The organism is Yaniella soli (assembly GCF_054782375.1).
Window position 1 is genome coordinate 58,630 of record NZ_BAAGSP010000011.1, and the last position, 24,678, is coordinate 83,307.

24 protein-coding genes are annotated in these 24,678 nt (G+C 57.9%); 10 read left to right on the forward strand and 14 right to left on the reverse strand.

Going from position 1 to position 24,678, the window contains the following annotated elements; all coding sequences use genetic code 11:
- Positions 1-94: 94 nt before the first annotated feature.
- The gene (locus ACYVJT_RS07580; protein WP_343956668.1) at positions 95-922 is read right to left on the reverse strand and encodes a hypothetical protein; all 828 of its coding nucleotides are present in this window, start codon (positions 920-922) and stop codon (positions 95-97) included.
- 86 nt (positions 923-1,008) lie between these two features.
- Between ACYVJT_RS07580 and mshD the strand changes: the two genes are divergently transcribed.
- The 9 genes from mshD to ACYVJT_RS07625 all read left to right on the forward strand — a co-directional run bounded on the left by mshD (position 1,009) and on the right by ACYVJT_RS07625 (position 9,440).
- On the forward strand, positions 1,009-1,917 hold the full coding sequence (gene mshD / locus ACYVJT_RS07585; RefSeq protein WP_343956666.1) for a mycothiol synthase: 909 nt from the start codon (positions 1,009-1,011) through the stop codon (positions 1,915-1,917).
- Positions 1,918-1,925: 8 nt separating this feature from the next.
- Positions 1,926-2,942: an NUDIX hydrolase gene (locus tag ACYVJT_RS07590; protein WP_343956665.1), complete on the forward strand. Its 1,017-nt coding sequence runs from the start codon at positions 1,926-1,928 to the stop codon at positions 2,940-2,942.
- A gap of 51 nt (positions 2,943-2,993) precedes the next feature.
- Positions 2,994-3,359 (forward strand): GNAT family N-acetyltransferase, encoded by a 366-nt coding sequence (locus ACYVJT_RS07595; RefSeq protein WP_343956664.1) that lies wholly within the window; start codon positions 2,994-2,996, stop codon positions 3,357-3,359.
- 29 nt (positions 3,360-3,388) lie between these two features.
- Complete coding sequence (locus ACYVJT_RS07600; RefSeq protein WP_425579860.1) at positions 3,389-4,222, forward strand: thymidylate synthase; 834 nt, start codon at positions 3,389-3,391, stop codon at positions 4,220-4,222.
- A gap of 13 nt (positions 4,223-4,235) precedes the next feature.
- A complete protein-coding gene (locus ACYVJT_RS07605; protein ID WP_343956661.1) occupies positions 4,236-4,766 on the forward strand; it encodes a dihydrofolate reductase in 531 nt (176 codons plus the stop codon).
- Positions 4,750-4,992: an NF038396 family protein gene (locus tag ACYVJT_RS07610; protein ID WP_343956660.1), complete on the forward strand. Its 243-nt coding sequence runs from the start codon at positions 4,750-4,752 to the stop codon at positions 4,990-4,992. Before ACYVJT_RS07605 ends, ACYVJT_RS07610 begins: the two co-directional genes overlap by 17 nt.
- A gap of 33 nt (positions 4,993-5,025) precedes the next feature.
- Positions 5,026-6,171 (forward strand): aspartate-semialdehyde dehydrogenase, encoded by a 1,146-nt coding sequence (asd, locus tag ACYVJT_RS07615; protein ID WP_343956730.1) that lies wholly within the window; start codon positions 5,026-5,028, stop codon positions 6,169-6,171.
- Positions 6,172-6,359: 188 nt separating this feature from the next.
- The gene (locus ACYVJT_RS07620) at positions 6,360-8,807 is read left to right on the forward strand and encodes an excinuclease ABC subunit UvrA (protein WP_343956659.1); all 2,448 of its coding nucleotides are present in this window, start codon (positions 6,360-6,362) and stop codon (positions 8,805-8,807) included.
- 102 nt (positions 8,808-8,909) lie between these two features.
- Entirely contained in the window at positions 8,910-9,440 is a 531-nt protein-coding gene (locus tag ACYVJT_RS07625) for a DUF4442 domain-containing protein (RefSeq protein WP_343956658.1), read from the forward strand.
- 17 nt (positions 9,441-9,457) lie between these two features.
- Here the strand turns inward: ACYVJT_RS07625 and ACYVJT_RS07630 are convergent, their stop codons facing one another.
- The 8 genes from ACYVJT_RS07630 to ACYVJT_RS07665 form a co-directional block, all read right to left on the reverse strand.
- A complete protein-coding gene (locus ACYVJT_RS07630) occupies positions 9,458-10,828 on the reverse strand; it encodes an acyltransferase family protein (protein ID WP_343956657.1) in 1,371 nt (456 codons plus the stop codon).
- A complete protein-coding gene (locus ACYVJT_RS07635; RefSeq protein ID WP_343956656.1) occupies positions 10,776-11,567 on the reverse strand; it encodes an acyltransferase family protein in 792 nt (263 codons plus the stop codon). Before ACYVJT_RS07635 ends, ACYVJT_RS07630 begins: the two co-directional genes overlap by 53 nt.
- A gap of 79 nt (positions 11,568-11,646) precedes the next feature.
- Complete coding sequence (locus tag ACYVJT_RS07640) at positions 11,647-12,756, reverse strand: UDP-N-acetylmuramate dehydrogenase (RefSeq protein WP_343956655.1); 1,110 nt, start codon at positions 12,754-12,756, stop codon at positions 11,647-11,649.
- A 4-nt stretch (positions 12,757-12,760) separates the two neighbouring features.
- Positions 12,761-13,228, reverse strand: a complete 468-nt coding sequence (locus ACYVJT_RS07645) for a MaoC/PaaZ C-terminal domain-containing protein (protein ID WP_343956654.1) — start codon at positions 13,226-13,228, stop codon at positions 12,761-12,763.
- A 9-nt stretch (positions 13,229-13,237) separates the two neighbouring features.
- Complete coding sequence (locus ACYVJT_RS07650; protein ID WP_343956653.1) at positions 13,238-13,672, reverse strand: FAS1-like dehydratase domain-containing protein; 435 nt, start codon at positions 13,670-13,672, stop codon at positions 13,238-13,240.
- Complete coding sequence (locus ACYVJT_RS07655; RefSeq protein ID WP_343956652.1) at positions 13,669-13,953, reverse strand: hypothetical protein; 285 nt, start codon at positions 13,951-13,953, stop codon at positions 13,669-13,671. The genes ACYVJT_RS07650 and ACYVJT_RS07655 overlap by 4 nt, the downstream gene beginning before the upstream one ends.
- A gap of 24 nt (positions 13,954-13,977) precedes the next feature.
- On the reverse strand, positions 13,978-15,144 hold the full coding sequence (locus tag ACYVJT_RS07660) for an RtcB family protein (RefSeq protein WP_343956651.1): 1,167 nt from the start codon (positions 15,142-15,144) through the stop codon (positions 13,978-13,980).
- 90 nt (positions 15,145-15,234) lie between these two features.
- Positions 15,235-15,858 (reverse strand): TetR/AcrR family transcriptional regulator, encoded by a 624-nt coding sequence (locus ACYVJT_RS07665; protein ID WP_343956650.1) that lies wholly within the window; start codon positions 15,856-15,858, stop codon positions 15,235-15,237.
- Positions 15,859-15,984: 126 nt separating this feature from the next.
- Between ACYVJT_RS07665 and ACYVJT_RS07670 the strand changes: the two genes are divergently transcribed.
- Positions 15,985-18,225 (forward strand): YhgE/Pip family protein, encoded by a 2,241-nt coding sequence (locus tag ACYVJT_RS07670; RefSeq protein WP_343956649.1) that lies wholly within the window; start codon positions 15,985-15,987, stop codon positions 18,223-18,225.
- A 56-nt stretch (positions 18,226-18,281) separates the two neighbouring features.
- On the opposite strand, the gene ACYVJT_RS07675 is transcribed toward ACYVJT_RS07670, so the two are convergent.
- Genes ACYVJT_RS07675 through ACYVJT_RS07695 form a run of 5 tightly spaced genes read right to left on the reverse strand, consistent with a single transcriptional unit; the run spans position 18,282 to position 24,677 of the window.
- Entirely contained in the window at positions 18,282-19,676 is a 1,395-nt protein-coding gene (locus ACYVJT_RS07675) for an L-serine ammonia-lyase (RefSeq protein ID WP_343956648.1), read from the reverse strand.
- A gap of 3 nt (positions 19,677-19,679) precedes the next feature.
- Positions 19,680-20,261 (reverse strand): sarcosine oxidase subunit gamma, encoded by a 582-nt coding sequence (locus ACYVJT_RS07680; protein WP_343956647.1) that lies wholly within the window; start codon positions 20,259-20,261, stop codon positions 19,680-19,682.
- Positions 20,254-23,157: an FAD-dependent oxidoreductase gene (locus ACYVJT_RS07685; protein WP_425579859.1), complete on the reverse strand. Its 2,904-nt coding sequence runs from the start codon at positions 23,155-23,157 to the stop codon at positions 20,254-20,256. The genes ACYVJT_RS07680 and ACYVJT_RS07685 overlap by 8 nt, the downstream gene beginning before the upstream one ends.
- Complete coding sequence (locus ACYVJT_RS07690) at positions 23,154-23,444, reverse strand: sarcosine oxidase subunit delta (protein ID WP_343956646.1); 291 nt, start codon at positions 23,442-23,444, stop codon at positions 23,154-23,156. The genes ACYVJT_RS07685 and ACYVJT_RS07690 overlap by 4 nt, the downstream gene beginning before the upstream one ends.
- A gap of 15 nt (positions 23,445-23,459) precedes the next feature.
- Positions 23,460-24,677 carry a sarcosine oxidase subunit beta family protein gene (locus ACYVJT_RS07695; protein WP_343956645.1) on the reverse strand — a complete coding sequence of 406 codons (1,218 nt, stop codon included), beginning with the start codon at positions 24,675-24,677 and terminating at the stop codon, positions 23,460-23,462.
- Position 24,678 lies beyond the last annotated feature (1 nt).

Genomic DNA, 24,678 nt, shown 5'->3' on the forward strand with positions numbered 1-24,678 from the left:
ACGAGGACAGTAAAGAAGATTTCTAATGCGAGTACAGACATGGCCCTTAGTTTACTCACAAAACCTGGTGGTGACGAGTCAGTGTCGCGGATTATTACCAGGGCAACACATGGATGACAAAGTACGCCACCATACCCGAGACCATTGTGGTTGCCGACCCGGCAGCCACGGCAGTCAACGGGTGTTGCAGCGTCTTCGCGGCGACCTCTTGTGTCTCGCTAAAACTGTCGGTCAGTCCCACGATGAGCGCGGTGATCGCGCTGGCAAGGACGGCAGGCACCGACAATGGGCCCGGCCGGAAAAATTGGAGTGCCACGGCAACCACCGTCGCGACGACAATGATGGCCACCATGCGCGTGCGGCGACGGGCCGGCAGCAACGTGACCAAAGCGGCAACCGCGAGTGCCGCAAGCATGGTAAGCATCAGCCAGGTCACGCCCGAAATGCGCTCCAGACCCAGCGAGCCTGCCGCAGCCTCATATTTATGTCGGAGCAACAGCGTCCACCCGGCACTTGTGGCGGCTACGATGGCACCCACCGCCAGTGTGGCCGTGGTGAGAAAACGCTTCAGCCCGCCGGGCAGCGTAAACGTTTGGATGACAAACATCGCCAACACACCAAGTGCGGCAGCACCACCCACCGGGGCGAGCCAGAGTTCATTGGCCATTGTCGAGAACTCAGCGTTGATCGGCAACAGGGTCACCGACCAAATAGCGACCAGACCGGCGCCCGCCAACCCTGCCGTCACACCCCATCGTCGATGCGAGCTCACGATCGTGGGCCAGGCAAACGCGAAGCCCACGACCAGCACGGACAGCACCAACGGACCGACCCAGACGGGCAAGTTTGGTACAAACACGGTCACGATTGCCAGCACCGCTGCTGCTGAGACCGTAGTTAAAGCTGAAATTGTTCTGCGCACTTCTCTATCATGTCATGCCACAACTGGCAGGCTGTGTTGAAAGACCAGTCCACCCGAAATCGTGCCCCAACCGTTATTGTGGTGGCATGACTCAATTGCGTGTGCATGCTCCTGCAGAAACTGCCAACCAACTTGACCGGCTTCGAACGTTAGCCGATCGCGGTGTAGCAGCCGACCAGAATGAACCGTTTGGCGATCAGACCTGGGTAGAACTCAACTCAGGTAATGCCTGGCTCATCACGACCGGCGATGACGAACTCACCGGAGCGTCGGCGGTCGTGATCCCCACGGATGCGAATCAACCGGTCGTCATCGAACTCGTAGTTGCGCCAGAGGCTCGCGGCGGCGGTCTTGGCCGAGCCCTGGTGGACGCCACCCAAGAACTGCTCTCACAGCAGGCAGCCGATGAACAAACGGTGACGGCGTGGACCCACGGAGATCATCCAGCGGCTCGCCATCTCGCCGCGTCAGCTGATGTGGAACCAGTGCGCATTTTGTATCGGATGGCCATCGACATCACCAGTAAATCCTTCGGCGATGCCACCGTCCCGGACGGATACAGGATCCGCACATTCAACCCGGGCGACGATGACGCAGCCTGGTTAGAACTCAATGCCATGGCATTTGCTGACCACCCGGAGCAGGGGCAACTGACACAAGCCGATCTCGATGCCCGCAAGGCTGAAGACTGGTTCGATCCGGCGGGATTCTTTATCGCTGAGAACGCAGAAGGCGCACCGGCAGGCTTTCACTGGACAAAAACGCCGGTCGGCTCAGCCGCCGGGGAAGTCTACGCGGTGGGCGTGCACCCCAACACTCAGGGCACCGGTTTGGGCAAGGCGCTGACCCTGCACGGTATGAACTATTTGGCAGCATCCGGATTAGAGAAAATCGTGCTGTATGTTGACGATGAGAATCGGCCAGCGGTCAACCTGTACAATGCTCTGGGATTCGGTGTTGAAAACACCGATGTCATGTTCTCTTCGAATAGCTAGGCCCATTCATGCGAGCGGCAAAACGCATCGGTAAACTCACCACTACTCGTGTCACTGCAGCGACGACCGAACAGGGACTCAACGCAAAGATCGTGGCCGCCGGTACCATTCCGTGGCGGATCAAAGCCGGCCAACTCCAAGTACTTCTCATTCACCGTCCCGAATACGATGACTGGTCCTGGCCCAAGGGTCGGCTCGATGCTGAAGAGACACTGCCCGAAACGGCCTGGCGCGAGACAAAAGAAGAAATCGGGCTGCAACTCACGCTCGGCATACCGCTGGGGATTGTGCGATATAAGACGGCAAATGGCAATAACCGCAAAGAGGTCTGGTACTGGGCGGCTCGGGTTGTTGACCAGAAACCCCGGCCCGATGCGAACGAGGTGGATGACACCCACTGGGCAAGTATCGATGAGGCGCGACAGTTACTGACCAAAAAGCTCGATGAAAAGCCGCTGGATGCCTTAGCGGAAGCATATACGCAGAAACATCTGGCGACGGTGCCGTTTATTGTTCTGCGCCAAGCCAAAGCTATCCCGGCTGAATCTTGGACAAAAGACGAAATTGATCGTCCCCTGGCTGACTCCGGATACACCCAAGCCAAAGCGATGGCCAAGCTCTTGCGTGGTTGGACGCCCAGCCGCATCTTAACCTCCAAATACACTCGCTCGTTGGAGACCATCGCACCCTTTGTAAAGCGACACGGTGGTGCCGTAAGACCCAAAAAGTGGTTGAACATCAAAACCGCGAAATCGCATCCAAAGTTCATGGCGAAGCGACTCCGCCAAGAGTTCAAGCGTCACGAACCAGCGCTGCTGTGCTCCCAGCCCTCGGTCGTCAAACGCATCCTCAAAGAAATCAAGTCGTGGATTCGCGAAGATAACAAATCGGTCGTCAATCCCAAGCATGTCTACACGAAGAAAAAAGCAAATCTAGCACCGGGCTCGATTCTGGTGGTGCATCGGGCAACCCACCTCGGGGGCAAAATTGTATCCGTGGAACGCTACGAACCGTTTGTCCCATAACCGGGGGCCGGAGCCTACTCACCTTCCCGAGCGGGTTGGTAGGCTAAGCCCATGACTACCTCGCCGGGCTCACTGCCAGACAAGATCGTGCACGCTCATCTTCGACTCGTGGACGTTCCTGCCAAAGACCGCTTTGAACTGCACCAAGACAACCCAGACACTGGCACCAGCACGTTCATCGGCTTCATCGGATACCGCATGACAGAGGAAGAAGACGGGGTCTATGTATTGCAGCACACGATTGTTGCCGAGGAGTTCGGGCGGCAAGGATACGCACGAGCCCTGGCCACACTGGTCTTTGAACAGCTGAAAAAACAGGAACAAAAATTCACCAACCAATGTTCCTATATCGAGGATTACTTGCGCCGGTATCCCGAATACAGGGAGCTAGTTGCCACTGAAAACACGAACCCATAACCACCGAGTCAGACCACGAAACGATGAGTATGTATAACAACACCACCGGTATTGACACGCCCTATGAGGATCTGCTGGCAGACGTCTTAGAAAACGGCGTGCTCACCGGTGATCGAACCGGCACTGGCACCTATTCAGTGTTTGGCCGTCAAATGCGTTTTGACTTAGCCGAGTCTTTTCCACTGATCACCACCAAACGCGTCCACTTCAAATCCGCTGCCCTAGAACTCATCTGGTTCCTCAACGGTGATTCAAACGTGCAATGGCTCCAAGAGCGCGGCGTGCGCATTTGGAACGAGTGGGCTAACGAGGACGGTGAGCTGGGTCCCGTCTACGGCGTGCAGTGGCGCTCCTGGCCGACCCCCAATGGTGAATCCATCGACCAGATCAGTCAGGTGATGGAATCGTTAGCGCAGCATCCTGCATCGCGCCGTCACCTCGTCTCAGCATGGAACCCCGGCCAGCTCGATGAGATGGCCCTGCCTGCATGCCACGCGATGTTCCAGTTCCATGTCCAGCCCGAAGAAAACGGCCCCGGTAAACTCTCATGCCAGCTCTACCAACGCTCGGCAGACATGTTTTTGGGTGTGCCCTTCAATATTGCCGAATATGCATTATTGACCAGGATGATGGCTCAACAGCTGGGCTATAACCTCGGCGAGTTTGTGTGGACCGGCGGCGATGTACACATCTACGCAAACCACGTCGAGCAAGTGCGCGAGCAACTCTCCCGGCAGCCATACCCGTACCCGCAGCTACGTTTCAACCGCACACCTGAAGATTTGTTCAGTTACGAATGGGAAGATTTCGAAGTCGTTGAATACCAACACCACCCCACCATCAAAGCTCCAGTTGCCGTCTAATACAAACATCGGGATGGTCTGGGCCCAAAGCCTCGACGGCGTCATCGGTTTAGACGGAGGTATGCCCTGGGACGTGCCCGAAGACCTCAAACACTTCAAAGACGTCACCATGGGCGAAGTCCTCGTGATGGGTCGGAAAACGTGGTCATCCTTTCCGAAATCCGTTCGCCCGCTACCGGGCCGCACCTCAATCGTCGTATCGAAAACATTCAGCGATGACCCAAGCGACCCCAAATTGGACCACGACGACGTCCATGTTGTTGAAGACCTGCACCAGGGGTTGGAACTCGCCGTTCAGCTTAAGACCAGTCAAACAATTTGGGTGGTCGGTGGTGGCACCCTATATGATCAGGCCATAGATGGTGCCACCGTGGTAGAACGCAGCCTCTTCAACCTCACCGTTGACGGCGACACGTATGCACCCGAACTCGACGGTTCATGGACACTTGCCGCACAGGATCCCACCAACGGCTGGCACACTTCCAAGTCCTCGGTCGAGTACCGGTTTGAACGATGGGAGCGAACCCTTGAGCAAGACAACTAACACGGCCCCGGTTTCACAACGCCAGATGGTGTTGGCCTTCCTCGGCCTCGTGGCCGGTCCCCTGTTGGCATTGGTGTGTGCCGGGATGGGCTTATACCTAGTACTCAACGGCAATACGATCGCCGGCGTGATCTTTATCCTCGTGCTGACGCAGCTCTTTATCGGCGTCGGACTCTGGGCCTATAACGCCCGCAAAAAACATGCGCTTGCACAAAATGTAGAATAAACGCTTATGACTCAACACGTTTCGGAGGCCCCAATGAACGCAGATGCTGCAGCAGCTCCATCAGTCGGTCTAGTCGGCTGGCGCGGCATGGTCGGTTCCGTGCTTATGCAACGGATGGTAGAAGAACACGATTTCACCAAGATCAACCCCGTCTTCTTCTCGACGTCCAACGCTGGCGGACCGGTCCCAGAACTCGAAGGTGTCGATACCTCCGAGACCTTGGAAGACGCCCACGACATTGAGACCCTTGCCAAGCTGCCCATCATTCTCACAACGCAGGGTGGCGACTACACCAACGATGTGTACCCGAAACTTCGCGCAGCAGGTTGGGACGGCATCTGGATCGACGCGGCCTCCACACTACGTATGGATGACGAATCCATTATCGTGCTCGACCCGGTCAACCGCGACCAGATCGACGCCGGCCTAAAAAACGGCGTCAACCAGTTCGTCGGCGGCAACTGCACCGTCTCATTGATGACCCTCGGGCTCGGCGGACTCCTGCGCAATGGCCTGGTCGAATGGGGAACCGCCATGACCTACCAGGCTGCATCCGGTGGCGGTGCACGCCATATGCGTGAGCTACTCAAAGGCTTCGGCACACTCCACGACGTCGTGGCAGACGAACTCAAAGACTCCAACTCCGCCATCCTGGAATTGGATAAGAAAGTCATCGAGGCACAGCGCAACGGCAGCATGGATGTCACCGAATTCGGTGCCCCACTTGCCGGCTCGCTGATACCCTGGATCGATTCCGACCTTGGCAATGGCATGTCGCGTGAAGACTGGAAAGGCATGGCCGAAACCAACAAGATTCTCGGCCGTACCGGCGACAACTTTATGCCGCTAGAATCCGTGACCGTCCGCATCGGTGCACTGCGCTCCCACTCCCAAGCATTGACTATGAAACTCACCAAGGACATTCCCTTGGATGAGATCGAGGACATGCTTGATAACGACAACGACTGGGTCAAGTTCGTACCGAACACTAAGGAAGCCTCAGTCGAACAGCTGACCCCGGTTGCGGTCACCGGCACCATGGATATCCCCGTCGGTCGCGTGCGCAAACTGTCGATGGGCCCCGAGTACATTTCAGCTTTCACCGTCGGCGACCAGCTACTCTGGGGTGCTGCCGAACCAGTACGCCGCATGCTGATGATTGCCACCGGCAACCTCTAAAGCACACCCGGGCACAACGTTGATGCTGGCCACCAGTTGCAGACCGCGACTGGTGGCCAGCTGCATGTAGGGACCTTCATGAGCGTCTGACTACCCCTCATCGTATTACTCGTGCAGTCGGCATCGCTGATCCCGTACTCCCCTACCGTCATCACCAAGATCGGGCCTAATCCATTAGACTCGCTGCTGTGACGAATGACCACATGTCTGCGACCCAAACACACATCAGCGTTCGCGGTGCTCGCGTCAATAACCTGAAAGATATCGACGTCGACATCCCGCTGAACCAGCTCGTTGGGATTGTGGGTGTCTCAGGTTCGGGAAAATCTTCGCTGGCTATGGGCACACTGTATGCCGAAGGATCCCGGCGCTATTTGGAAGCGTTATCGACCTATACACGACGGCGGATGGCGGCCACGGGCCGGGCCGATGTCGATTCGGTAAGCCACATCCCACCGGCACTTGCGCTGCGGCAACGTCCAGGAACCGCCGGTGTCCGTTCCACCTTTGGCACGTCGACCGAACTGCTGAACGTCCTGCGGCTGATCTTCTCTCGGCTGGCGGAGCATCGGTGCCCACACTGCGGTGCCTATGCCGAGCCGACCATCAACGTCGCGATCGAACAGTCGATCACGTGCGCGAGTTGTGGCAACGATTTTTACGCGCCCGAAGCCGAGGAACTGGCATTCAACTCGCAAGGTGCTTGTCCCCATTGTGCCGGGACAGGGATCACCAGACAGGTCAATCATGCCAGCTTGGTGCCAGACCCGTCCAAAACCATCGACGAAGGCGCCGTAGCGCCCTGGAACCAATTCGGTTTCAACGTCCAACCTCAGATCGTCGCCGAGTTCGGGGTCCGCACAGATGTGCCCTTCAGCCAGCTCACGGACGAAGAACTCGAGATCGTGTACCACGGTCCCGAAGAAGAGAAGGCCATCACTCTCACGACCCGCAAGGGCGTGCACGATCTGGATTTTACGTTTCGCAACGCATACCTGACGGTGACCAAAGAACTAGAGCGTGCCACCGAAGCCAGACGGTTGCAGCGGGTTTCGAAGTTCTTTGTCGAAAAAACCTGTCCGACCTGCCACGGCAGTCGGCTCTCCGATAAAGCACGTCAACCACGTATCGGCGAACACCATCTTGACTCGGCCTCAGCGCTGCCCCTACATGATCTATTGGAATGGTCACAGAGCCTGCAGCTGCCTGATCGTCTGCAAGAACTCGGGGCTGCACTCGTGGCTACGCTGGCCGATATGGGAAAACGGCTCCTCCAACTTGGACTTGGCTACTTATCGCTTGACCGTGCGGCCACGACCCTGTCCAACGGCGAGCGCCAACGTGCTCAGCTCGCTCGCGCTGTGCGCAATGAAACCACGGGTGTCCTCTATGTGCTGGATGAGCCCTCGATCGGGCTCCACCCAGCCAATATCGAAGGACTCATCGGTGTGATGCGTGATCTGCTTGCGGAAGGCAATTCCGTGGTGTTCGTGGATCACGACGTCGCCGTGGTTGAAGCTGGTGATCATCTTATTGAGATTGGCCCCGGCTCTGGCGCGTACGGCGGCCGCATTATCGCCACCGGTACACCCCAAGAGATCGCGGCTGCTCACGATTCGGTCATCGCACCGCACTTACGTGCAGCTCAGCCGATCGAACGAACTCACCGCGATCCAGCCGGATGGCTAGCGATGCAAACCCACCCACTGCATACCGTTGACGCTTTAGACGTCAGCATCCCCATCGGGGTCATGACCGTGGTCACCGGGGTCTCGGGATCGGGCAAAACCACCCTGGTCTTAGAATCGCTGATTCCCGCACTCAACGGCGAGCACCCTGACCACGTCGAGTCGGTCGACAGCACGATTGATCGCACCGTGCTCGTGGATGCCTCCCCGATCGGCATCAACGTCCGGTCCACCGTGGCGACCTATTCGGGCGTGATGGATCAACTCCGGACCGAATTTGCCAAAGCCAGTGAACAGTATTCTCCCGGTGACTTCTCGTACAACACCGGCTCGCTGAAATGCCCCGAATGCGATGGCAACGGTGAGATCGCGTTGGATGCACAGTTCCTTGCCGACGTGGACCTGGTATGCCCGACATGCAACGGCACGCGCTACCGTCCCGAAGCCTCCAAGGTCCAGCTCGAAGGCCACTCTATACCGGAGGTCTTAGCCCTGACCGCGGCTGAAGCCGTCGACGTGTTTGACGGTTATGCTCGTATCACCCGCAGACTCAAGGTGCTGACCGACCTTGGTCTGGGATATCTGACCCTGGGAGAAGCCACACCGGCGCTGTCGGGTGGTGAAGCGCAACGGCTCAAGCTGTCGACCGAACTGGGACGAAATCAGCAAGACACCCTGTTCGTGCTCGACGAGCCCTCGGTTGGTCTCCACCCCGACGATGTTGCCGTACTGGTAGGCGTTTTGGACCGGCTCATTGCTCGCGGCGCCACCGTGATTGTGATTGAACACGACCTCGACATCATTGCCGCCGCCGATTGGCTCATCGACCTAGGCCCAGGCGGAGGTGCTGACGGTGGACGCATTGTTGCGACCGGAACACCGAACGATGTCGCAGCGACGAACACGCTCACGGCACAGTACTTACAGGCCCACCTTGCATCGCAGTGAGCCATACTTGGCAGTTGTCGTCTAAAATGTGAACTACGTTATACATTTGACCAGCAATACCTGGCCTACTGCTGTGCCAGAGGCCGTCCAAGGAGTACGAGTTTGAGACTTCCGAAATTCAAGATCCCGACCTATGCCTCTATGCGGATCGGTCCAAAGTTTTTGCAGCGCTTCATGCGGATCTGGCCACCGTATCTCGGGGCCGGCATTAAACCCGAATATATTTCCGAAGACGCCTCTCGAGCGATCGTCACGCATAAACCAAATATCTTCACCCGGAATCTTGTGGGCACCTCATTCGGTGGCACGATGCTCTCGATGACCGATCCGTTCTTTATGTTCGCCGGCGTCTACGGGCTCGGGAAGGAATACTTGGTATGGGATGTAGGGGTCGAAGCGCAGTTCATCAAGCCCGGCAAAGGAAAAATCACCGCGGACTTTCACGTCGCGGACGAAACATGGGACCTCATTCGTCGCAAGACCGCTGACGGCCAGAAGTACTTGCACTGGTTTGATGTGGAGATCACCGATGAACAGGGCGAAACCGTCGCTCTTATTCGTCGTCAGGTCTACTTCCGCAAGAAACGTAAGACGGCAGGAAAATCAGAAGCGCAGGTCACCGCAGCCCAGTAGTCAGTTGGGGCTGCATATCAGGAGTCGAAGAGTTCCGGATAGAGCTCTTGTAAGTGGTTTTCCATGATGGGTGCCAGCGTGGTGGCATACTGCGGGGTGATATGAGAGTTGTCGTACCACACGGCAACGTTCCCCACGACAGCTGAACAGGCGGTATCGCGACCTTCGTCTACACCCGGACAAACATACGGATTCATGTCGAGAGTGTGGGTCGTGTCAGCTAAATCGACCTGCTCGATCGGGTTTGACTCATACGCGTCTCCGGCCATCCCGCCGCATTCCGCTGGCGGGTTACCGGACGCTAAGCAGTCAGCCGTCCCGTTGGTGCCACCGGGGCGGATCAGACCACGAATCAACAGCAGGGGTGTATCCGTTGCTTCGATCTGTTCCCAGCGCTGTTGGGCACCATCTGCGAAGCCCTCTTCAGCTGGTCGGCTATACATTTGCGTGCCGGGTGCAACCACAAGATCGACGTCTTCGGTTTCCAAATACTGCACGAAATTGTCGTTCCACATATGGCAGTAATTGTTGCCGGGTTCATTTGGGACGCCCGAGAAATTACAGCCGGATTTGATGGCCAGCAGAACTTCCCAATTGTATTCCTCTCCCAATGTGCGGAATGTGTGTTCCCAGTGGCCAGCGTGGGAGTCCGGGGCTAAGACCACGGTCGCGGAAGGGTTCTCTGGGGCGTCGGGGTCCTTACAGAGTGTCACTTCATAACTGTCCGGTGCGTTGTCACCGTCCTGCTCGCAGGCTTGTGTTTTATACTCTTGCTGGACTCCAGCGAGCTCTTGTCCGTGGGGTTCATAGTTCTCAACCTCGGGTGCCTCCGGACCATCGGCCGCAGTGGTCAGAGCGCCGGGATATTGCTCGGGGTCGAGTGCATAGCCAGTCTCTTGACGATCGTCGGCCTGTTGAGTCGTTAGCAGATGGTTCGCGACCACGTTGCTAAATACCAACATGACAACCAGTCCGACGGCCAACGGAACAGTGTTTGCTCTATGACCGTTGGCCTTGCGTCTCCAGGCTTGAATGGGGCGCTCTACCAGCTGGTTGAGCACCAGAGAAAGAACCACTGCCACGGTCAGGATCACGAGGCCACCGCGGATACCGATAGCTTCGCGGTCGCGGATGGCCAGGTAGAAGATCAGCAACGGCCAGTGCCATAAATACAGTGCATACGAATAGTCCCCAATCCAGTTAAACACTCGATTGTTGAGTAGCTTGGTGACCGATCCGCGGCCAGGGTCGCCATCCTGCGGGGCAGCACAGAGGACAAACGCCAGACCTAGGAGCGGCCACAGCGCCAGTGGGCCTGGGAACTGTTGACCGCCGTCAAAGATGAATCCGGTGGAGACGACCATAAACAGACCCAGCCAGCCCAGCACGAATCGCAATCCCCCCGGCCAATCGCAGGTGATCAATGACGAGTGCCAACAACCCACCGAATGCTAACTGCCAAAGCCTGGTAGTGGTGGCCAAGTATGCTTCGTCTTGCAGCTGTGCGCCATAGATGATAGCCCATGCCATTGAGGCAATCAGCACGATCACAAGGACTGTACCGACCCAGAAGACTGCCGGTTGGTTGCGTTTTCGCGCGATCCAGACCAGTGCCAGAATGACCACGGGGATGACGAGATAGAACTGGCCTTGTACCGACAGCGACCAGAAGTGTTGAAACACCGAGGTTTCTGGACCCGCTGCGTCGTAGGATAACTGCGAGTTAATGAGCTCGAAGTTCTCGTAATACAGCAGCGATGCTACGGCTTCCCGGAGCATTTGGGTGTGCTGGGTGTAGGGCAGAATGAGCATGCCAGCGATCGCCGTGACGATCACGACGACGGCTGCTGGGGCAAAAATCCTGCGAAAGAGGCGTCCAAAGTACGCCAAGAAGTTAATCTTGCCGTCGTTCTCGGCGGCTTCGCGCAATAGCATGGCGGTAAACAAGAAGCCCGAGACGGTGAGGAAGATGTCGATACCACCGGACACCTGACCATTGCCGAACAGGTGGAAGAGCACCACACCCAGAATCGCGAGGCCGCGAATACCATGCAAATCTGGTCGGTAACGACGTTTCGGCGTATGCCTGGCGACACGTGTCGACGAGGCTGTTTCGACCGCAGACATGAGAGCAACTCCATCCGGCTTACCTGACACTTGGGACTGTGTCATCATGCCAATGTGGCGGAAGTATTTGCAAATGCGTCTAGTGATGACCCAATTGCACGCCGATCAGCACAGGCTCTGGCACCAAGGTGATTCCCCAGCGTTCTACCACACCGTCTCGGACCAGCGTAGCGATTGTGATGAGATCGTTGGTCGTCGCAGCGCCACGGTTGGTCAATGCCAGTGTGTGTTTCGTCGAAAGCCCAGCACGGCCGTTGACGGTATCGGGCTCGTGGTTGAGTCCGAAGCCTTTGTTGAATCCAGCGTGGTCGATCAGCCAGGCAGCCGAGAGTTTGACGGTTTCGGTTTCGGAAGTTTCATCGTGGTGCGCAAAGCGTGGGGCGTCGTCTGGCAGTCGCTGGGTCGCTTCGACCGCGACGATTGGGTTGGTGAAAAATGAACCGGTAGACCATGTGTCGTAGTCATCAGAGTCCAACACCATACCTTTGGTCGCACGAAGGTCGAGTACTGTCTGACGAATGTGTTCCAGAGGCACACTGTCTCCGAGTTCCACATTCAGCGCACGAGCCAGTTGGGTGTATCTGACCGGGGCAGTCTGACCGGTTTTGGTCAGGTGCAAATCGACCGTTAGCACGATCCAGCGTGGTGATGCGTGATGAAAGTTGGTAGTTGAGGATTCGATGGTGCGCTTGATGATCGAATCGCGATACCCAAATTCCAACTCCGGTCCGGTGAGCTCAACGACTTTGTGGGCTTGCCGGTCCCAAGCACGGATGCTGACCAGTGTTTGGGAAATGTCTGCCCCATAGGCGCCAACGTTTTGGACGGGCGTGGCACCGGTAGAGCCGGGAATACCAGACAGCGCTTCGATGCCGGTGAGACCTTCGGTCACTGACCAGGCGACGACAGCATCCCAGTTATGACCGGCCGCGATCCGTACGTGCACGTGCGAATTGCTCGATTCCATGACATCGATGCCGGCAGTGCCAAGTTGCACTACCGTACCGGGAAACCCTTCATCGGCGACCAACATGTTGGATCCACCGGCCAGCACGAGCAGTGGAAACTCTGTCGCGTCTGTTTCGGCTACCGCGGTGGTGAGCTGTTCTTCAGTGGATACTTCAATCCAGGTCGTGGCGGGGCCACCGACGCGAGCGGTGGTGTGGTTGGCCAGCAAGTTTTCAGACATGTGGTTAGAGCTGCACCTGGACTTGCGCGCGTGTCAGCACGCGGGCGTTGTCGTCGGCGGGATTGGTCACCGATAAATCCACCCGGACGACCTTGGTCTCTTCGTCAATGGCACCGATTTTTCCGGTGACCTCTAGTTGGGCCCCCGCCTTCGGGTTTTCAAATGGCCGCGCCGGATCGAAACTGTCTGTGGTTTCATCAACCGGAAGCATCGAAGAGAACCGCGTCTGATAATCGATAATCGCGGTGGGGTCTTCGACCCATTCGGTCACGACGTCCACGGCCAGGCCCATGCTGAGCATGCCATGGGCGATCACCCCGGGCAACTCGGCTGACTGCGCGCTGGCATCTGACCAGTGGATGGGGTTGAAGTCTTTGGAGGCTCCGGCGTATCGGATGAGGTCTGCACGGGTGATACCGATGTTGCGGGTGGCGATCACGTCGCCTTTGGTGAGATTTTCGATAGTCGGCATGAAGTGTCCTTATCCACGGATCAGCAACGTGGAGGTAATGGTGGCAACGGGCGATCGAACGGCGTTGGAAATCTGTGTTGTGGTGGTCAGCAGACGATTACCGGCGAGCTCTTTAACCGAGGCGACGGTCGCCTGTGCGAATAATTCATCGCCTGCCACGACGGCACGATGGTGGGTGAAGCGCTGATCGGCGTGTACGACACGAGAAAAGTCGACTGCTGCATCCGGGTCGTTGATCATCAGTGCTTCGGCACGCTGGGCAATGGTCACCAAATAGGTTGGCGGAGCCACGAGGTCCTTGTGACCAGCTGCACGGGCGGCGCCGACATCGTGGTGAAACGAGTGCATATTTTTCACCGCGGCTGCAAAACTGCGAATATCTTCGCTGCCGACCTGATACGGGCCGACGGCAGGATATTCTCGGCCGGTGATATCAACAGTCATGTTGAGTCCTTTCCACGCTGTTCACGACGTGTACGGTCGGCTTCCAGACTTTCGCGCAGTTCTCTGCGACGTCCAGAAATTCGGATGATTTGGGCGATCACGTGCGTGATCAGTCCGGCGCCCATGATCCACAGGGAGGTCATAGACAGCGCTCGGGTGGAGGTTAATCCACCGACGATAGCAACAATAAAACCAATGCCGAGGATGATCATCCCGGCGATCAAAACGCGCTGATACATGCGCGAGCCGGTGCTATACGGGTTCTGATCCATCCAAGACATGTCTTCTATTATCCACCAGCGACGCTATTGACCCTTGACGTTTACGATTTGGTGCAGGGTGTGGCGGATCGTCACCAAATCCTTGGAGTCTTCCATCACCTGATCGATGGGCTTATACGCTTGTGGGATCTCATCGATCACCTTATCGGTGTCCCGATATTCGATGCCCGTCATGGCTTTGCGCAGATCGTCCTGGGTGAAGTTGCGACGAGCAGCCCGGCGAGAATATTGGCGTCCGGCCCCATGTGGTGCTGAGTCCAGCGCGTGAGGATTGCCTGCACCTTCCACAATGTAGGACGCAGTGCCCATCGAGCCAGGGATTGAGGCCATGTCTCCTGTGCGTGCGCGGATGGCACCTTTGCGCGTGACCCACACGGTCTTGCCGAAGTGTTCTTCTTGTTCGGTGAAGTTGTGATGCGAGTTGATGCGTTGCATATCCTGGACGGGTTCGCCGACCCAGCGGCCCAGCTGTTGGTTGACGCGATCCATCATTTCTTCGCGGTTGAGTAGTGCGAAGTGCTGAGCCCACCGCAAATGCTGGATATAGGTGTCGAACTCATCGGTGCCTTCGTCGAGCCAGGCTAGATCCGCGTGCGGCAGCCGACCCCCCGCTTGATGCCGCAGGCTCTTTGCGATCCCGATGTGGTGGGTGGCGATTTTATTGCCGATCCCCCGGGAGCCCGAGTGTAGAAACGTCCAGACGGTGTCTTCTTCATCGACACAGACTTCAATAAAGTGGTTGCCTCCACCCAGGGTGCCCAACTGGAGACGCCAGTTTTTAGCAAAGGAATCCGGATCAAGACCGTTTTCTAACGCTTTGGTTTCAAGTTCGTCGATGCGTGGTGCTGCGGTTGGATGGACTGTGTGGTTGTATTTGCCCGCGGAGACCGGGATACAGCGTTCAATGTCTTCACGAAGTGTCTGCAAACTGCTCGGCAGATCCGAGCGTTTAAATTGGGTTTGGACGGCAATCATGCCGCACCCGATGTCCACACCGACGGCTGCGGGCATGACAGCACCCACCGTTGGAATCACCGATCCCACGGTCGCACCATAGCCGAGATGTGCATCGGCCATGAGCGCAACGTGTGGGTAGACAAAATCCAACTCAGCAGAGGTCATCGCCTGGTGTCGCGTTTGGTCGTCCATCATGGAAGCCCAGGAAACCAGGCGATCGTTTACGCGTTCCATATCGCTGTAGTGTAATCAGGATCAGTTTTGAAAGCGACCTTTCAAGAAAGCCCGGTGGTGACTTTCAGAACGCGCGTCCCACCCTTACGCTTATTGCACCCCACCGGCAGTGGCCAGGATATGACTCAAGCGATCTGCAAGCTGGGAGGCCGGCTCTGGATGATCGTCCCGCAGCCAGCGTTCCGTGCGCCAGAGTGCACCGGCAGCGAGAAACATTGCGTGCTCGCGCAGACCTTCAGTAGTGGACTCTGCTTTCTTGATGACCGATCCAAGGGTTGGCACGTCAATGATCCTCGAAGCTAGAAACTCAATCACGTCTTCTCGCACCTCTCGTCCAGCGGTTGAGTCCAAAACCGCTACATAAAAGGCTCGACGAGGCCCTAGTTCTTGAAGTAAAGCTTGCAGCACCGTGGCAGCCGCCGTTGCCCAAGGCGTCGTCGGGTGTGGCTGCAATGCCGGCACCGCCTCGAATAGCGACTTGAGTCGCAGCAGTGCCGCTGCACGCATGAGGTTTGGCAGATCACCGAAGTGTTGATAGAGGGTGGGTCGGCTCACTCCTGCTGCTCGTGCAATTTCAGCAACACTAAAGCTTTCTCCCGGCTGCCCCCCGTCCAGAGCTTCGGTGACTGCATTAATCAGCGCGACCTGAGAACGCTCAGCGCGCGGATTGACCGATCCATCCGCACCTTCAAGCCTCGAGGCCACCTTCACCATCTCCGTACACCAACTCTTCTCGACGTTCTGCCAGATTGACACACCCAAGCATAGCAGGATAAGTTTACACCTGTAATATTTACACCTGTCAAAGTAGTGCCCGCATTGCGGCTTGGGAGCTCGTTTATGTCCCGTCTCAACCCCAAGGTTCAGTTGACGATTATCTTGACGGCGCTAGCTGTCATCCCACTGATCTATGCCACCCTGTTGGTCTGGTCCGTCAAAGATCCGACCGGTTCCTTAGATGTCATGCCGGCGGCCATCGTGAACGAAGATGAGCCTGCCACAACCACAGAGGACGAAGAACTTCAGTTGGGCGACGACCTCACCGAGACGTTACTGGACTCTGATGAGAGTTTCAGCTGGACAACCATGGACAAAAACACAGCCCACGATGCCCTCGAAGCAGGGGACGTTCGAGCAGTTTTGGAAATTCCCAACAACTTCTCGTCAAGCGCTGCATCGTTGGGCGATGAGGACCCTTTGGCAGCAGCCCAGTCGCAGCTCACGATTATGACCAATGATGCGTCGAATATTATTGCCGGCAATATTGCCGGGACCGTTGGCGAAGCAGTGCGCTCGTCAGTGTCCAAGCAAGTCGGTGAAGAGTTTGTGGCACAGATGACCGTTGGCTTCACGCAGATTGGGTCAGCAATTGATGATGCAGCCGACGGTGCACATGATCTGTCTGATGGCACCTCGAGTGCTCACACGGGAGCCGGCGATCTGGTCGTGGGTCTTGATGAGCTCACCAATGGGACCGATACACTATCCGACGGTGCCGCTGATCTAGCAGCGGGTACGGATGAAGCCCTTTCTGGGTCGCGCGAGCTAGCCTCCGGCCTCGCTACCCTGGAAGCCGAAACCCAAAGTTTGCCTGAGACAGCTGAGGATATTGACAGGAAGGCGCAACAGCTTGCTGGAGGTCTACAAAACGTAGCTGCTGATATTGAGGATGCATCGTCGGTGGTCGACACTTTGGCGACTGATGCCCAGACCGCCCTCGACGATACCCAAATCCTTGAATCAACCTCTGAAAACATTGATGATTTTCTCACGACGGCTTCACAACACTCTGGTGATATCACTGCCGAAAGCCAGGAGTTGTTAGACAGCTGGGATGAGTTAACCGATGACCAACGCCTGGCTGCGGTGCAAGCGATGACGGACAACGCCCAGGCAGCCCAAACGGCCAATGAAAACGCACAAGAGCAGGCCCAAACACTGCACCAAAAGGTAGCAGACGTGGTTGGCGCCGAGACGTCAGACGGCACCGCCACCGGGCTGGCCGGGCTATCGACAGACATGACCCAAGTACAAGAGATTTTAGACCGTGCTCGCACCGGGGCGGACCGAGGTCACGACAGCGGCCAACGGATGCACGAGGCTGCAGATCGTCTCACGACAGCCAGCGGCACTTTCGTGGATGGCACACAACAGCTGTCCGGTGCTATTAGCAGTGCAGCGACTGCCTCAAGTGAGCTCAGCACCGGCCTTGAGACCCTTGATCATGGCGCCACCGCGTTAAACAGCGGAACGACCGACCTAGCATCGGGCGCCGACGATGCACGTGCAGGAGCTGGTGACTTGCACAGTGGACTTGATCAGCTCGACACCGGAGCACATGATCTTGCGGCGGGGCTTGATGAGGGCAAAGACGATGTTCCTCGGTATTCCGATAGGCAAAGCGACCACCTGTCTGACACCGCCGCGGATCCGGTCACATTGGAGCAGCAACGTCTGCATGAGGTAGACGGATATGGCTGGGGTCTGGCCCCATATTTCATGGGCCTGGCGCTGTGGGTTGGAGCCATGGGGTATTTCTTAATGCAACCTGCAATCAATCTGCGTCGTATCGCGACCGCCGATTCCCGTCTTCGTGCCGTGTTAACCAGCCTGACCCCAGCGTTCAGTATGGCATTTGTCCAAAGTACGTTAATGGTCACCTTTGTACGCTTTGTCGTCGGTATTGATATGGCACAAACAGCGGGCGTATATGCACTATGCTTCTTCGCAAGTCTCACATTCTTCATCGTGAATCAGATGCTCATTGCTGTCCTGGACGCACCCGGCCGCTTTATTGCGCTGGTGTTGATTGTGCTGCAGTTATCCGCTGCAGGCGGCACGTATCCAATTGAAACCGCCCCGCAGTTCTTACAGAATCTGCATGGCTGGCTACCACTGACCCACGTGGTCAACGGATTGCGCTCGCTGATTGCTGGTGGGACATTCGACACCGGTGGTGTACTGCCACCGCTTGGTCTTTGGCTCCTGTTGTCCTTGGCAGGACTAATAAGCGTGGTGCTGGTGACCTGGCGTAAAACGCACCGCAACCATGGCGCGAAACGAGCTATGCAGCACGCGTAAGGACACAAGAACGTGCCCCCGGTTATGAAATGATGTGCGAGTTGTCTGGCCGGTAACTAACACTCAGGCCGCGTGACAGCGACAGCAAGCCCGCCTCGGGAGGTTTCTTTGTATTTGTCCATCATGTCTGCACCCGTGGCACGCATCGTCTCGATGGCCTGGTCCAAACTGACTTTGTGACTGCCGTCGCCGTGGAGGGCAAGGCGTGCTGCGTTGATTGCTTTGACCGAGGCAATGGCGTTGCGTTCGATACATGGGATTTGGACGAGACCGCCTACCGGATCACAGGTCATGCCGAGATTATGTTCCAGGGCGACTTCGGCAGCATCTTCGACCTCCACCGGGGTGCCGCCCATCACGGCGGCCAGCCCCGCGGCAGCCATAGAACACGCAGAACCGACTTCGCCCTGGCACCCCACTTCGGCACCAGAAATCGATGCTTGGGTTTTGATAATGATGCCGATCGCCCCGGCGGTGAGCATGAATTCCACGATCTTCTCATCGGTCACGTCATCGAGAAAACGACTGTAATAATGCATGACCGCCGGAATGATCCCGGCGGCACCGTTCGTCGGGGCTGTCACCACGCGCCCACCCGAAGCGTTCTCCTCGTTCACGGCCAGGGCGTAGAGGTTGACCCATTCCAAACCGCGCAGCGCGTCCTTGGCATTACCACCGGTCGTTTCGGTGGCGCCACCTTCGCTGAGTTGCTTATACAGTTTTGGCGCACGTCGGGTGACCTTTAAACCACCTGGCAGTGTCGTCTCGGTGCGCTCGATACCTGACTGCACACAATCCTGCATGACCTGCCAGATATGCAGGATGTCAGCACGAATCTCATCGGGTTTGCGCCATTCGATTTCGTTCTCCCAGGTGATCTCCGCAATAGATTTTCCCTGTGTGCGGCACATCTCGAGTAGTTGATCCGCATTACGGTAGTCGTGTTTGACTTTGCGTTCGGTGGTCAACGGTTTATCGAGTTCGTCCTCGGTGACCACGAAGCCGCCACCGATGGAGTATGTGATCTCCGAAGCCAACTGGACACCGTCAGCATCAAACACGGTGAACTGCATGCCGTTGGGGTGGCCCGGTAGGGATTTGGAAAGGTTCAGCACCACGTCCTGGGCGCGATCGAATGCGATGGTCTTGGTGCCCGCGATCTCAAGCGTGCCGGACTCCTGGACTCCCGCGATAATGTCATCCACTTGTGCAGGGAGGATGCGCGCCGGGTCGTACCCGGCGAGGCCAAGGATCACCGCGGTATCGGAGTGGTGCCCCACACCGGTCGCGCCAAGCGAACCAAACAGTTCGACCTTGGCACGCGTGGTGGATTCGAGCGTTTCGGCATCCAGACTGTTAATGAACTGGGCGGCTGCCCGCATGGGACCAACGGTGTGGGATGAAGAAGGTCCAAGACCGATAGAGAACATATCCAGCACGCTTAAAGCCATGGTTTACCCCTCCCGGAATTCGAGCATGGCGTCGAGGAGAAAATTGACCACGTGGTCAGCAAACGAAATGCGTGGCGCAATCCACCAGGTGTGTTCGGCAACCCGCCACACCATGACGGGTGTCAGTGCCACTTGCGTGGCGTAGGCCTTATTGACCGGCCAGGAGCGCAGGTGCAGATCTAGCGGCACGGTCTTGCGCAGGACTGGTTCGGAGGCCTCACCGGATAGTTCGATGAAGGTTCGGTTGGCCGATAGATCCAGGACTTGTCCCGAATTGTCACCGAGGGTTGATTCCAGGCTGGCGGCCAACCCGGTATCGGGCTGGTCAACGGCCAGGAACTCATCGGGCGACAACCATAGCACGGCGGTCGAGTCGACATCGCCGACGACGTCGCCGACTTGTGCCGGTAACCCACCCAGCGCCGAGGCGAGCGCTTCGTGACCTGTACTTCCCGGGGCGGCACGGAGCCCGACCATGGTGGTGAACGGTACTTCACGAAGTGCCACGGCGTCACCGGAGGCCTGCTCGAGCTCTTGGATTCGGGGCTCTAGTGGTGAGTGGCGGAGGTGTTGTACATTAGCCATCGCGACGTGCTCCTTGAGGATCGTAGAGAGCGGTTGGCCCAATCTTCATGGTCACGACATCATCGCCGACCAGGGCCTTGAGGGTTTCGCCTTGGCGAGCAAACCCGTTTTTGATCAGCGCCAGTCCGAAGGTTCGGCCCAGTGCTGGGGAGTTATATGATGCGGTGACCCAGCCTTCTTGTGCCACTGGTCCGGCCGCAACATCGAGGGGTGTGTCCATATGCACCAAGGCTTCGCCTTCTTCCAGGCGGAAAGCCGGGTCATCCGGGAGCACCGAAACGAGCTGTTTGCGGTCATCACGGACGTTGTCGGCTCGAGAATACGAACGCTTGCCGACGAAGCCCTTATGTTTGGCCACTATCCATTCCAGCCCGGCATCCTGCGGGGTCACGGTGCCGTCGGTTTCTTGTCCGACGACGATGAGCCCCTTCTCGGCACGCAGCACGTGCATGGTTTCGGTGCCATACGGGGTGATGTCGAACTGGTGGCCGGCTTCAGCGACCGCTTCCCACAGGGCTAGGCCATACCAGGATGGTGTCGCGAGCTCCCAGGCGAGTTCACCCGAGAACGAGATACGGCTGGCGCGAACCGGGATGCCGGAGGCCAGGGTGATGTCACGGAATTCCATGAACTTGAACCCTTCGGCTGAGAAGTCCTCATCCGGGGCAAGTTTGGCCACCACATCACGGGATTTGGGGCCGACAACGGCGATGGTTGCGTACTGTTCGGTGACCGAGGTGGCATAGACGTCCAGCTCGGGCCATTCGGTCTGCAACCACTCTTCGATCCAGTCGAGCACATCGGCGGCGCCAGAGGTGGTCGTGTGCATAAAGTAGCGGTCTTCGGCCAGGCGCAAGGTCACGCCGTCGTCGAAGATCATGCCATCCGCGGAGGTCATCACACCGTAGCGGCCCATGCCCACGTTGAGCTTTTTCCAACCGTTGGTGTAGATGCGGTCCAAAAATTCCGGGGTATCTTTGCCGCGCAGTTCGATCTTGCCAAGCGTGGTGCCGTCGAACATGCCGACCGATTCGCGTGCGGCAGCCGATTCACGGTACACCGCCTCGTCCATGGTCTCGCCGGGTTTCGGGTAGTACCAGGCGCGTTTCCACTGACCCACGTCTTCGAAGACGGCCCCGGCAGCCACGTGCGCCTGGTGCATCGGTGTGGTGCGTGCGGCATCGTAGAGTCCACCACGACGCCGCCCGGCCAGCGCGGCGAAACCAACCGGAGTAAACGGTGGACGGAACGTGGTGGTGCCGATCTGCGATGGATCATCAATCCCAAGGATCGCCGCCATCACCCCGATGGTTGGGACACCCGAGGTCTTGCCCTGGTCGGCCCCGGTGGAGATCGAGGTATAGCGTTTGACGTGTTCCACCGAGCTCATCCCGGCACCGGTGGCCCGCAGAATATCTGCCACGGTTTGATCGCGCTGCAGATCGACGTAATGGCTCTCGTAGTGTTCTATCTGGTCCCCGTCAGGTGAGGGCACCAACCACAAGGGGTGGACTGGGCCGTAGGGTAGCTCGATGGCACGCGCAGCTTTGGCATCGGTCGCGAAACCGGCCGCTGTGGCTGCTGCGGCACCAGCTTGTGCACCAGAGGTCAGCGCCGTCGCCGTGGAGTATTTGCCGGTCAGTGCTCCGGCTACATGCATGTCGGCGACCGAGTTGACGGCGACGAAGCCTTGGACCCGTTCGTCCCACTCGATGCTGCCGTTGCGGCCGGAGTGCAAGTGCACCACCGGCGACCAGCCACCCGACACCGCCAGGGTGTCGACCTCGAGGCGTTCAGCTTTGCCGAAGTCCAGCTTGCCGTTCATCGGGGCGACGGTAATGGCGTTGAGTTCGTTGTCGTCACCGGCATGGGTGTCCACGACCGCGGAGCCGATGAGCACGTTGACCCCGTTGGCTGCAGCTTGTTGTGCGGCGGCCGAGGCCGAAGATCGGGCATCGATCACAGCCACGACCCCACCGGTTTCTGCCAGCTCGTTGACCAGCGGGTACACCGAGTCGTTGGTGGTGAAAATCGCGATGTGTCGACCCGCACGCACGGCATAGCGGTTCAGGTAGGTGCGGACTGCCGACGCGAGCATGATACCCGGACGGTCATTATTTTGATAGACCAGCGGACGTTCATGCGCACCGGTGGCTAACACCACCTGGTTGGCCCGAACGTGCCACACCCGTTCGCGAGAGACGCCCTGACCCGGGGCTTCATCCAAATGGTGGGTGCGACGTTCGACGGCAACCACGTAGTTCGAGTCGTAGATACCGGTCACGGTGGTATCGGACATGAGTTCGACGTCGTCAGTGTCGCGCAGTGCAGTCACCGTGGTGGCGATCCATTCTGGAGCGGCCACATTATCGATGGATTCATATGGTGCATCCAACAGACTGCCACCGGCCCATGGTTTCTCATCCATGACCAGTACCCGTGCCCCGGATTGTGCCGCATTGGCTGCCGCAGACAGGCCAGCCGGGCCGGCTCCGACCACCAATACGTCGGTGTGGACGTGCACGTGGTCGTAGTAAGCCTGGTCCTCGGCCGGATCCAGCGTACCAAGTCCACGCAGATGTGTCGCTTCAAGACCGGCGGTGACCGGCACCGTGGTTGCCGTCAGCATGGATTCCTCGACGTCACCTGCGTGCCGTGGTGACAAGTGCACCAGTGCGTTGGGTTCCTCCACGCCGGCAGCAAATACGCCACGTGGGCGGTTCCAGTAGAGCGAGTTGGCACAAGAGCGCGCCCCGGAGGCCAGGGTAGCTGAGGCTACGGTGTCGCCGCGCAGGGCTTTGGACTGTTTGCCATCGATCACCGTATCGACGTGTTCGTGATGATCAACCACGGCATATGCTGCCTGTTCAGGCGTGAGGCGGTAGGAGTGTGTCACTGGGAACCTCCGGAAACGTCGGGGCGAGGCGAGCCTGCCGGATAGGTGGCTGAGAATTCATAGGTGACGGTGTCACGAATGGCGTTGAACCATTTGCGACAGCCGATAGCATGCACCCAGCGTTCGGCGAACGCGCCTTTCGGGTTGGCACGGTAGAACAGGTATTGTGCCCATTCGGCGTCGGTCAAAGCGTACGGGTCAGCTGGATAGGCCACGTGTGCTTGGCCGCCATACCCAAATTCTGTTTCGTTGCGTGGCCCGCAGTACGGGCAATCAATAAGCATCATGGCAATTGCCTTTCGTTAGTGAGCCACGGCGGCCGCGCCGTGTTCGTCAATCAGGTGACCGGTTTCGAAGCGTTCGAGACTAAAGGGTGCATTAATCTCGTGTGGTTCATCATGGGCGATCGTGTGCGCCAGGGCGTATCCGGCGGCGGGCGTGCCTTTGAAACCACCGGTCCCCCACCCACAGTTGACGTAGAGGCCATCGACCTCGGTCTTACTGACGATCGGTGAGGCATCCATGGTCGTATCGACCACACCACCCCAGGTGCGCAGCACGTGTGCCCTAGCGAAGATCGGGAACAACTCCACGGCCGCAGCCATTTGTTCTTCGATGACGTGGAAGGCACCGCGTTGCCCGAAACCGTTATAGGTATCAATGCCAGCACCCATCACCAGTTCGCCCTTATGCGCCTGGGATACGTAGACGTGAACGTGGTTGGACATCACCACGGTGGGGTGGACGGGTTCAAACAGTTCCGAGACCAGCGCTTGGAGCGGGTGAGATTGGATGGGCAGTTTGATCCCGGCCATCTCGGCCAGTTCCGAGGAATGACCGGCTCCGCACATGGCCACCTGGCCGGCACGGATTGCGCCGCGCGTCGTTTCGACGCCGGTGACTTTGCCACCTTCTACGAGGATGTCGGTGACTTCGGTGTTCTGAATGAGATCGATACCGGCCGCATCAGCAGACCGCGCGAGCGCCCAGGCCACATGGTCGTGCTTGGCGATACCGGCACGCGGCTGGTAGGTGGCCCCCATAATCGGGTAGCGAATATTATCCGAGATGTTAATGATCGGCACAACGTCTTTGACCTCTTGTGGGGTCAACCATTCGGCGTCCACACCGTTGAGCGCATTTGCTTTCACACGACGCACCGAATCGCGGGCTTCGGAAACGTGGTGGGCCAGGTTCAGCACACCGCGCTGGGAGAACAGGAAATCATAGTCGAGTTCCTGCGGGAGTTCTTCCCACAATTTCAGGGAGGTTTCATAAATATTGGCGGATTCGTCCCAGAGGTAGTTGGAGCGAATAATCGTCGTGTTGCGCGCCATGTTGCCGCCACCGAGCCAGCCCTTTTCAATCACCGCAACATTGGTGATGTCGTGACGGGAGGCCAAATAGTGTGCCGTCGCCAGCCCGTGACCGCCTGCGCCAATGATAACGACGTCGTAGGAGGGCTTAGGGTCTGGGTTCCGCCACAGAAAGTCAGGATGTTGTGGGAGGAGTTCTGCCATG